General features: G+C 71.9%; 10 protein-coding genes. 1 reads left to right on the forward strand and 9 read right to left on the reverse strand.

The genetic code is table 11. The annotated features are described in order from the left end of the window. The 3 genes from VF139_02205 to VF139_02215 all read right to left on the reverse strand — a co-directional run. On the reverse strand, positions 1-981 hold a 981-nt coding region (locus VF139_02205; protein ID HEX6850191.1), incomplete at its 3' end, for a tetratricopeptide repeat protein. A gap of 71 nt (positions 982-1,052) precedes the next feature. Further along, positions 1,053-1,541 (reverse strand): PDZ domain-containing protein, encoded by a 489-nt coding sequence (locus VF139_02210; GenBank protein HEX6850192.1) that lies wholly within the window; start codon positions 1,539-1,541, stop codon positions 1,053-1,055. An 80-nt stretch (positions 1,542-1,621) separates the two neighbouring features. Further along, entirely contained in the window at positions 1,622-3,067 is a 1,446-nt protein-coding gene (locus VF139_02215) for a glycogen synthase (protein ID HEX6850193.1), read from the reverse strand. Between the two features lie 49 nt (positions 3,068-3,116). Between VF139_02215 and VF139_02220 the strand changes: the two genes are divergently transcribed. Beyond that, positions 3,117-4,565, forward strand: coding sequence for a hypothetical protein (locus VF139_02220; protein HEX6850194.1), 1,449 nt, complete (start codon positions 3,117-3,119; stop codon positions 4,563-4,565). On the opposite strand, the gene VF139_02225 is transcribed toward VF139_02220, so the two are convergent. The 6 genes from VF139_02225 to VF139_02250 are packed head-to-tail and all read right to left on the reverse strand — an operon-like array spanning position 4,562 to position 10,352. Continuing rightward, a complete protein-coding gene (locus tag VF139_02225; protein HEX6850195.1) occupies positions 4,562-5,050 on the reverse strand; it encodes a GNAT family N-acetyltransferase in 489 nt (162 codons plus the stop codon). The genes VF139_02220 and VF139_02225 overlap by 4 nt on opposite strands. Continuing rightward, positions 5,047-5,865: a hypothetical protein gene (locus VF139_02230; protein ID HEX6850196.1), complete on the reverse strand. Its 819-nt coding sequence runs from the start codon at positions 5,863-5,865 to the stop codon at positions 5,047-5,049. The genes VF139_02225 and VF139_02230 overlap by 4 nt, the downstream gene beginning before the upstream one ends. Positions 5,866-5,882: 17 nt before the next feature. After that, positions 5,883-7,334 (reverse strand): glycosyltransferase family 2 protein, encoded by a 1,452-nt coding sequence (locus VF139_02235; GenBank protein ID HEX6850197.1) that lies wholly within the window; start codon positions 7,332-7,334, stop codon positions 5,883-5,885. Further along, entirely contained in the window at positions 7,331-8,572 is a 1,242-nt protein-coding gene (locus VF139_02240; GenBank protein ID HEX6850198.1) for a HEAT repeat domain-containing protein, read from the reverse strand. The genes VF139_02235 and VF139_02240 overlap by 4 nt, the downstream gene beginning before the upstream one ends. Further along, complete coding sequence (locus VF139_02245; protein ID HEX6850199.1) at positions 8,569-8,949, reverse strand: response regulator transcription factor; 381 nt, start codon at positions 8,947-8,949, stop codon at positions 8,569-8,571. Before VF139_02245 ends, VF139_02240 begins: the two co-directional genes overlap by 4 nt. Continuing rightward, positions 8,949-10,352, reverse strand: a complete 1,404-nt coding sequence (locus VF139_02250) for a tetratricopeptide repeat protein (GenBank protein ID HEX6850200.1) — start codon at positions 10,350-10,352, stop codon at positions 8,949-8,951. Before VF139_02250 ends, VF139_02245 begins: the two co-directional genes overlap by 1 nt. Positions 10,353-10,404: the final 52 nt, after the last annotated feature.

Consider the following 10,404-nt stretch of genomic DNA (forward strand, 5'->3'; position numbering starts at 1 on the left):
GGCCCCGGGCTCGCCGAAGGTCCCCGCCGCGGTCGCCTCGACGTCGCCGATCTCGGTGTCGTCGGACGGGAAATTGTCGGCGAGCACGGCGAGGGACAACTCGGGCATCAACACGGCGACGCCGCGCGGCCGCGGGAGGAACACGCCGCACGTGCAGCGATTTCCCTGCAGCCATGCCCCGAGCGCGGCGATGCGGTCGAGGGGATCGCCGTCGAGCACGAGGGCGCGGATGTCGCTGCGCAGCGCGCGGTGTCCGCACGCGGGACAGGTCAGCGACTCCTCCCCCTCGCGCAGCACGGTTCCTTCGGAGGGAGGGAACGCGCGCGCGATCTCCCGGAGGAGGTCGTCGTAGTCGACGATCGACTCCCCTTCCGCGGAGAGGCGCTCGGCGGCGCGACGCGCGCGCTCGAGGTCCCCGGTCTCCACGCAGTACTGCAGGATCGCCGCGGCGGCGACCGGGTCGTCGGCGTGGCTCGCCTCGAGGCGCGCCACCGAGCGCGCGGCCGCCTCGAGCGACTCGTCCTGGATCTCCGCCGCGAGCAGGCGCGCCTTCATGAACGCGTCGTCGGGGAATCGCGCGACCGCCTGCTCGAGCTGGACGCGGGCGTCGCGCGGTCGCTGCAGCGCGCGCAGCGCCACGGCGAGGTCGGCCCACAACTCGGGCTCGTCGGGGACCCGGTGCAGCGCCAGGCGCAGGTACGGCTCGGCCGCGTGCGGGTCGTCGAGGAAGAGCTGGGCCCGCCCGAGATTCCACATCGCCCGGCCGTGTTCGGGATCGAACTCGAGGACGCGGGAGAAGATGCGGATCGCGTCGATCAGGCGCCGGGTGCGCGCCGTCGCGATCCCGAGCCGGAAGAGCGCTTCGACGTCGTCGGGGTGCCGGAGGACGTGGGGCCCGAGGAGCGCCAGCGCCTCCTGATCCTCGCCGCGGTCCAGATGCTCGATCGCCCGACGGACGACGTCGCTCTCGGCGTGGGACATGCCACCTCCGGGCCGCGCGGCCCGGCGAGAATATGGCAAGAGCCGAGGTCCCTGTCGAGATTTAAGTAGGGCTACTTGCCGGCGGAGGCGACCGCCGCGTGCTCGAGCATGTGCTCGCCGATGTAGCGCGCGACGAGATCGGCGGGCCAGGACCCGAGCGTGATCGTCAGGTCCTTCGTTCCGGCGCCTCGGCGGACGGTATAGGTCGCCTGGGTGCCGGGCTTCATGGACTGCCGGATCTCGCCGAGCTTCTTCTCGTTCTCGGGAGTCATCGCCACGCCGTTGAGGGCGAGCAGGCCGTCGCCGGGCTGCAGCCCCGCCGACTGCGCCGGGCTTCCGGCGACCACCTTCTTCACGACGTACACCCCGCCCTCGTCCGCCTCGAGCTCCACGCCGATCCAGCCGCTCGTGCGCAGCTTCGTGGACATGTAGTTCAGGCACGACTGGGTGTCGTACGTGCACTTTTCCTTTGCCTTCTCTCCGGCCCACGCGGCGGGGACGGCGAGGAGGAGGGCCGCGGCCAGGGTCGCGTGCTTCATGGTTTCCATTCCCTTCGTCACGGGACGCAAGGTACCGCCCCGCCGCGTAAATCACCGTCGGCGGACCGTAAAAAGTTGTAAAGGTGCGCCGATCCGGGCGATCAGCCCCCGGTGACCCGCGCCGACGCCCACTCGTAGAGCTGCTGGTACCCGCGCGCGGAGGCCTCCCAGGAGAAGTCGCTGCGCATGCCGTTGCGCTGGATCGAGCGCCAGCTCGCCTCGTCGACGCGATGGACGTAAAGCGCGCGCTGGAGCGCGTTCCAGAACTCGCCCGTGCCGAACTCGACGAACGTGAACCCGGTCACCCCGTCGCGCACCGTGTCCGCGAGCCCGCCGGTCGCGCGCACGACCGGGACCGCGCCGTAACGCATCGCGATCAGCTGTCCCAGCCCGCACGGCTCGAACAGCGACGGCATCAGGAAGACGTCGGCACCGCCGTAGATCAGCGGCGCGAGATCGGGGGCGTAGGTCAGGAACGCCGCCATCTTCTCGCGGTGGTAGTCGGCGAAGTGGGCGAGCATCTGCTCGTATTCGGGGGCACCGGACCCGAGGACGACGAATTGCGCCGGCCCCGCGTTGTCGTTGAGCAGCAGGTGCACGACGTGGCCGAGGATGTCGAGCCCCTTCTGGCGGTCCAGGCGCGTGACCATCGCGACGAGCGGCACGTCGTCGCGCACGGGGATTCCGGCGCGGGACTGCAGCGCGCGCTTGTTGTGGATCCGCCCCTCGAGGTCGTCCGCGCCGAAGCGGTGCGCCAGGTGCGGGTCGACGGCGGGGTCCCAGACGTCCTCGTCGAGCCCGTTCAGGATGCCGTGCACGTCGTAGTGGCGGAAGCGGAGCAGCTCGTGCAGCCCCGAGCCCCCTTCGGGGGTCATGATCTCCCGGGAGTAGGTCGGACTCACCGTGTTGATCATGGTCGCGTGGTAGATCCCGCGCGCCATGAAGTTCACCTCGCCCCAACCCTCCTCGCGCAACGAAGGCGCCCGCGCCCCGAGCCAGTCGAGGACCTGCGAGGGCGCGCGACCCTGATGGGCCAGGTTGTGGATCGTGAAGACGGTCGGGATCGCTCCGTAGCGCGCGTCGCCGAGCCCCGCGGTCGCGAGCCACGCGATCGCCGGCGCGGCGTGCCAGTCGTGCCCGTGCACGACGTCGGGCTTCCAACCCAGCGCGGGCACGAGATCGAGCGCGGCGCGGCAGAAGTAGGCGAAGCGGTAGGGATCGTCGTCGTAGCCGTAGACGCGCGGACGGCCGAGCAGGCTCTTCTCGGCGATGAAATACGCCGGGACGTTCGAGCCGGGAAGCCTCCCCTGAAGGACACCCGCGGGGATCGTGACGCCGCCCACCGGAACGTCGAGCGTGAACGGCAGCACCGTCGTCCCAAGCCGTCCGCTCGCGTGACCGTCCTCGATCGCGGCGTAGGCGGGGAGCACGACCCTGACGTCGTGGCCGAGCGCCGCGAGCGCCTTGGGGAGCGAGCCGCAGACGTCGCCCAGCCCTCCGGTCTTCGCGAACGGAGCGACCTCGGCACTGACGAACAGGATCTTCATCGCGGCACCTCTCGCGGATCGGCGATTATGGACCATCATGCCGGTCCGCATGCCACACCGCTTCCGCGCCTGGCTCCTGCTCTCGGCCCTCGCGACGGCATCGTGCGCGCCGCGGGTGGCCCCGTCGATCTGCACCGCCTGTTTCTGGGAGCACCAGCCCCCGGGGTTCCGCGAAGAGCTCGTCCGGTTCTACCGCGGGTACGCGACCGACGACCCCCTGATCGCCGCCGAGCGCGACCGCCTGGTCGCGAGGGTCGCGGGGGAGGACGCCGCCCTGTGCGAGGCCCGCGCCCGCTTCGAGTCGCTCGCCGACTCGGAGTCCGAACCCTCCCGTCGCCTCCTGGCCGCCGAAACGGCCGCCTTCGACGCCGCGGCCTGCGGCGTGGACCCGGAGCCGGCGTTCCTGCGGGCCGCCGACGCGGCGGACCCCCGAAAGGCCGCGATCTACCGCACGGTCGCGGGGGGCTCCTTCCGCCCGCGCTTCGGATCGGCGTCGATCGCGACGCGGCTCGACCCGCCGAGGGGGACGACGTCGTACGTCCTCGGCGCGAGCGCGATCCGCGTCGACACGGGGGACGTCGTCGTCGTCCAGGCCGAGCGCACGGTGCGCGACTGGTTGTCGTACCAGCTTCGATGGAATCCGGCGGATGCCCCCGCGCCGGCCGGGGCGTTGATCGGCTGGCACGAGGGGGCCCGCCTGTCCGACCTCCTCGGCGCGGTCGAGGCGAAGGTCGAGCCCGCGGTCGGCGTTCTCGCCGCCTTCCGCGATGGGCGCTGGCTCGCTCCCGACGCCGACGGCGTCTTCCGGTTCGAGGTTCTCGAGGACAAGGTCCAGTACCCCACGACCCGCGTCCATGGAGGGTTGGCGCTGCTCGTGGACACCCACGGCGTCTCCGCGCTGGTCGAAGCGGCGGCGCGGCGCGAGGCCTCGCTCGTCGTCGCCTGCGGCGACCACCCCGAGAAGATGAAGGCGGCGCTCGCCCTCGCGCGGTCGGGACGCGACGTGTGGTTCCCCTGCGACCGCTTCGTCGGCGACGTCCTCGGGTACGAGGCTCCCGGGACGCTCCTCGGATCGGCGCCGGTGCGCCGCGAGGGGGACCACGCGGTGATCGGCGACCGTCCGGTGCGATTCGAGGTCGCCGAGACCGTCGTCGTCGAAGATGCGGCGCCCCGCGGCGATCTCCGTTACTACGACGCCCCCGCGCGTTACTTCCGCGCGCTCGCGGCGAAGCTCCCGATCCCGCTTCAGTTCGTGGAGGTGGACGGCCCAGGTCAGGCGGCGAAGGTGGTCGATCGCGCGCTCGCGCTCGGGGCGGACGTGATCGCGATCCGCGTGGAGACCGCCGAGGACGCCGCACCGGTGCGCGCGTGGCTTTCGGGCTCGCCGCGGCGGCGCGCCGTCCTCTTCCACACGGCGCCGTACGCGCCGGGGTACGCGTTGTTCGGGGAGTTCCCGAAGCAGACGACGTCCGGCGATCCCAGGCCGGAGTTCGACTAGACGAACCGCCCCATGACGAGATCGTCGACCTCGGTGCCGTCGGGGAAGCGGATGCGGCGGCGCAATCTCCCCTCTTCCTCGAAGCCGAAGCGGCGGTAGAGGCGGATCGCCCTTTCGTTGCCGTCGCGGACGTTGAGCTCGAGCCGGCCGACGCGCGGGTCCCGCTCCGCCCAGTCGACGAGGTCCTGGAGCATTTCCGCGCCGATCCCCTGCCCCAGGTGCCCGGGGTGCACGACGATCGTCAGCCGGAAGACGTGGGCGGTCGCCTGGAGCGGCATCGGGTCGAGCAGCGCGTGGCCGACGATCGCGCCGTCCCGCAGGGCGACGACGTAGCGTCCGCGGGTGCGCAGCTCGACGATCTTCGCCGCGAACGCCTCGACGGGGATCTCCCCCGGCCGGCCGGCGAGGCGACCGGGGACCTCGGCGGTCGCCCACTCCGCGTGCGCGAGGGTCGGAGCGTCCTCGGGTTCGGCGAGGCGGATCATGGCGCGAGGTCGATCGCCGCCCGAACCGCTTCGTTCGGGATTCCCGCCCCACGCCAGGCGACGATCTCGTCCACGGTGAGCGCGCGCGTGAGGCGCTGCTTCGAGACCCACGCCGCGACCGTGGGGGGATCGAGGACCTTCGAGAGGCGCTGGAGCTCCGCGAACATCGCCTCGGGGGTCTTGAGTCCGTCGGCCGGCGCGGACGGCGCCGGGACGGCGACGACGACGGGAGCGGCCGCCGCGGGGGCCTCGACGGCGACCGGTGCCGGCTTCGACGTCGCAGCGCCGAGCGCCCCGAGGAACGCCTCCTCCGCGAGGAGCTTCGCGGCGAGGTCGTGCGCCGCCGCGGAGAGGATCGACGAGTACTCCTCGCCGCTCGGGTACAGCGACCCGCGCTTGTCGAGGCCGGTGATCGTCTTCTCCCAGCGGGCCCCGCCGGCGTCCTTCAACGTGAAGGCGACACGCACGCGCGCGGTGTACCCCCAGCTCTCCTCGACGTCCGCCCGGAGCAGGCGCCCCTCGAGCCGGTGGGGGGCGCCGGACTCGATCGTGGCCCCTTGGGCGCGCAACGCGCCGGCCAAGGCCTCGGCGGCGAACGCCGCGAGGTCGGTTTCGGTCGTGACCGTCGTGACGTCCTTGTCGCGCGTCTTCGTGCCGAGGGCGGGCGCCGCGCCGCGGTCGTCGGCGATCGCGAGCGAGAACGGTGCGAGCCCGGCGGGGGCGGCGACGGCCGGCGCGTCCTTCGGAGGCGCGTAGGCCAGGGGCACGGCGACGGTTCGGGCGACGGCGAGAAGGCACAGCGTGGCGAGCGTCATGCCCGCCATCCTAAACCCTACGGCTTCACCTCGGGATGCGCGGGGCCCCCGAAACCGCTCCGCTCCATCCGTCCCCAGACGCGGTAGCGACGCAGGGCGTCGCCGAAGGCCCGCATCTTGAACACCGAAAGCAGCTGCCGGTAGCCGAGGTTCTCGAGGAGCGCGAAGGTGAACAGCTTCACCAGATCGGTCCAGGCCGGATAACGCCGGAACGAGATCTCCTCCAGGAGCACCGCCGCGACGGACAGGGTCATCCCGTAGAGGATCGCGACGGCGAGGAACAACACGAAGAACTCGGCGTCGAGGATGCCCAGCGCGAGGGCCGCGACGAGGGCGATGTAACCCAGGACTTCGACGAGCGGGCCGAGCAGCTCGAAGATCAGGAAGTACGGAAGCCCCAGGAGCCCCACCGACCCGTAGCGCGGGTTGAAGATCATGTCGCGGTGCAGCCAGAACGTCTGCATCAGGCCCCGGTGCCAGCGGTTGCGCTGACGCGCGAGCACGGTCAGGGTGCGCGGCGCCTCGGTCCAGCAGACGGGGTCCGGCACGAAGACGACGCGGTAAGGGCGCTTCTTGCGCCGCATGTGCTTGTGCAGGCGGACGACGAGCTCGAGGTCCTCGGTGTCCGTGTCGTTGCTGTAGCCGCCGACCTCGACGACCTCCTGTTTCTTGTACACGCCGAACGCGCCGGAGATGATCATCAGCGACCGGAGCACGCTCCATCCGACGCGACCGGAGAGGAAGGCGCGCAGGTACTCGACGACCTGGAGGATCGGCAGCGGTTCGTCCGGGAGCTCCACCCGGACGACCCGCCCGTCCTTGACCTCGCAGCCGTTCACGATGCGCACGATCCCGCCGACCGCGACCGTCTCCTGAGGACGCTCCATGAACGGCTTCACCACGCGCAGGAGCGCGTTGTCCTCGATGATCGAGTCGGCGTCGATCGAGCAGAACAGCGGGTAGCGGGCGAGGTTGATCCCGGCGTTGAGCGCGTCGGGCTTGCCGCCCTTGTCCTTGTCCACGACGCTCAGGTTCGCGTGCACGAGCGACCCGTAGATCGCGTGGACCGCCTTCGTCGGGATCTGGCGCTTGTACACGCGGTCCATCCGCCGCAGGTCGAACGCCTCGGAGAGCTTCGCGAGCGTCCCGTCGGTGGACCCGTCGTTGACGACCACGATCTCGAACTCGCCGTAGTTGACCATGAGGAGCGAGCGGACGGTCTCGACGATCGTCTTCTCCTCGTTGTGCGCGGGAACGATCACGGTCACCGGCCACGTCATGTCGGACTGCATGATCTGGCGGTAGTCCGAGAAGAACGTCCGCCTCACGAAGCGCCACACCTCGACGAGCGAGACGAGGAACAGCAGCAGGTAGGTCGAGTTCAGCGCGACGAAGTAGATCGCGACGAACACGTTGAACCCGCGGACGAGGTCCTGCAGCAGGCCGAGCGAGGCGTCGACGGCATTCACGCCACCCTCCCCGGCTCGAGCGCACCCGCGGGGAGCATCGCCTTCAGCGCCGCCCGCACCCTCGCGTCGGCGTGGTGGAGCGCCAGCTCGCGCAGACGCCCGATCTGGCCCGCGCGAACGAACTTGCCGACGTAAACCGCCGCGGCGTCCCGCCGGGCGGCATCGGCGTCGGCGAGGCCCTCCACGATCGCGTCCAGCCTTCCGGATTCCTGGAGCTGGATCACCGCCTGGTGCCGCGCGAAGACGTCGGCGTCGTCGAGCATGCGCTCGAGCGCCTCCACCCCGCGGTCCCCGAGCCTGCGCAGCGCGTCGCCGGCGTTCGCCCGGACCCACCACTCGCGGTCCCGCAGGGAGTCGCACAGCGCCGACGCCGCGTCCGCGTGACGAAGCCGTCCGATCGCCTTCGCCGCCATCGCCCGGACCGGCCACTCGGGATCGCGCAGGAGCGCCGCGAGGCTTCTCCCCGCGGCGGGATCGCCGATCTCCCCGATCGCGTGCGCCGCGCGGGCGCGCACGTCGCGCTCGGGGTCGCGCAGCCGCTGCACGAGCCACGGGACCGAATCCGGCGACTTGATCCGGCCCACGACGTCGAGGGCCGCGAGCTTCGCCGCCACGGGGAGCCCCGGGAACGCGTGCGCGAGCTCCGCCGTGACGGTCGGCCCCATCGACGCGAGAATGTCCGCGACGCGGATGGTCGACCAGCGGCTCGCGTCGGCGAGGGCGTGCACGAGCGGCGAGACCGCGGCGTGTCCTCCCACCGCCCCGAGCGCCTTCGCGGCGCGAAGCCGCACTTCCGCCACGTCGTCGCGCAGCAGGCGCGGGAGCTCCGGGGCCGCCCGCCTCGCGACCGCGAGGCCGAGCTTCTCGGCGCAGTCGGCACGTTTCCACCAGCGTCGGCTCGAAAGTCCCGCGAGCCAGCGGTCGACGTACCCGAGGTGGTCGAGGGCCTCGCCGAGCCGGTCCCGCTCGATGCCGCGCACCCGCTGGATGAAGTCGATCAGCGTCTCGGCGACGACGCGCCGGTCGCGCAGGCGCAGGCGCCCGCCCAGCGCCGGCAGCAGCGCCGCGTCCTTGCCGTGCGCGTAGGCCAGAACCGCGGGCTCGAGCTCCCGCCGCCGCGCCCGCCTCCACGCCTCGCGCAGCTCCCGCTGGATCTTGTTGACGACGATGAGCAGCGTGAACCCGGTGACGAGGGACGCCACCGCCGCGATCGCCCAGAGGACGAGGACGAGCGTCACCGGCTGCGCGCCTCCAGCTGCTTGCGGACGCGGGCGACCAGCTCGCGGGCGTTGAACGGCTTCACCACGTAGTCGTCGGCCCCGTGCTCGAGGCCGTAGACGATGTCCTCCTCGCGGTCCTTCATCGACATCACGAGGATCGGCACGCGGTCGAGCTCCGGACGCGCGCGCAGGTCGCGCAGCACCTCGAAGCCGTCGCGGTAGGGCATCACGAGATCGGTGAGGATGAGGTCGGGGCTCGCGTGGAGGGCGAGCTCGTGCAGCCGCTCGCCGTCGTTCGCCTCGAGGACCTCGTACCCTTTCTCGCGCAGCAGGCTCGCCACGAACCGCAGCGTGAGCGGATCGTCTTCCGCCACGAGGATCTTCTCGCCGGCCATCATTCCCCTCCGAACGTGAAGCGCGCCTTCGCGCCGAACTCGCGGTAGCGCCAGTCCTCTCCCCCCTGCGCGGCGTAGCTTCCCGCCCCGGCGTACCCCTCGAGACGTACCCGCGGCGTGACCTGCTTGAACAGGGTCCCGCGCAGCGTTCCGTAGAAGTCGCCGGAAACCTCCCTCGCCCCCTGCGTGAACGACTGGAAGCCCGCCTCCGCATCGAGGCGCCAGAAACGCCCCTCGAGGGCGCCGATCGCGGCGTTCGCGTGGAACTTCGTCGGGTCGAAGTAGCCGTTGTCGAGATCCTCGTCCCAGTCGCGCCAGCGGAAGGCGTACCCGGCCTCCCAGCCGAGCGATCCCGCCTTCGCGCGGTACCGCAGCGTCGCGTCGAGCGACTTGCGGGCGTTGCCGTCCGAAACGTCCCAGAACGCCGGGGTCGCGTCCACGCGCCAACGCTCGGCGAACGTGCCGTAGAACGCGGCCGTGAAGGTGTCGAGGACGATCTCGTTCTCGAGGATCTCCGGCGAGTATCGGAACGGCACGTGCTCCCAGCCGACCCGCCCGCCCCACGTGCCGTGGATCGGGAACGACCACGCGAGGCCGCCGGTTCCGACGGTCGTGGTATCGCCGCCGGGAGTGTCGAGCCGGTCGGCCCCCGCGCGCGCCTCGAGGCGATGCCCCTCCGCGGGGATCCACCCGAGCACGGCCCAGATGGCGTCCCACGCCCCGTCGCCGGACGGATCGCTCGTGTCCCAGCGCCCGATCCCGGCCCGCAGGTCGAGGCGGGCCGGAAGTCCCAGCCCTCCCTCGACGCGGAAGGCGTTCAGCGCGACGTCGTCGGAATCGTCGATGCGGTCGTAGCCGACCTCGACCCAGGGCGCGCGCGCGCGGCGGTCGGCGGCGTCGAGCTCGGCGAGGCCGCGCTTCGCGTCCTCGGAAGCCGGGTTCGCGGCGAGCGCCTTCTCGTAGGCGGGACGGGCGCGCCGGGAGTCCCCCGTCCAGGCGTAGGTCTGCGCCACGCCGAGCAGGGCCTCCGCGTCCTGCGGGTTTCCGGCGAGGACGCGCTCGTACTCCGCGCGCGCCTGCGCCTGCTTCCCGCCCCACGAGTAGCAACGCGCGAGCCCGAGCCTCGCCTCGCGGTTCGACGGCTCCTTGTCGAGAAGCGTGCGGAACGCCGCCGCCCCCTCGTCGTAGCGACCGGCCCACGAGAGGACCTTCGCGCGCTCGAGGGCGGCCCGACCGTGGTCGGGCTGAAGGGCGAGGAGGCGGTCGTAGAGCGCGATCGCCCCGTCGAAGTCCTTCTTCCACGAGCGCTCCTGCGCTTCGCGGAAGAGCTCCTCCGGCAGCGGGTCCGCCGCGAGCGCGGACGCCGCGAGCACCAGGACGACCGCCCACCCCTCAGCGCGCATCGACCGTCTCCATCGCTTCGCGGAGCGCCTCGATCCCGGCCTTGGGCTCGGT

The sequence above is a fragment of the Candidatus Polarisedimenticolaceae bacterium genome (assembly GCA_036376135.1).
Lineage (GTDB): Bacteria > Acidobacteriota > Polarisedimenticolia > Polarisedimenticolales > DASRJG01 > DASVAW01.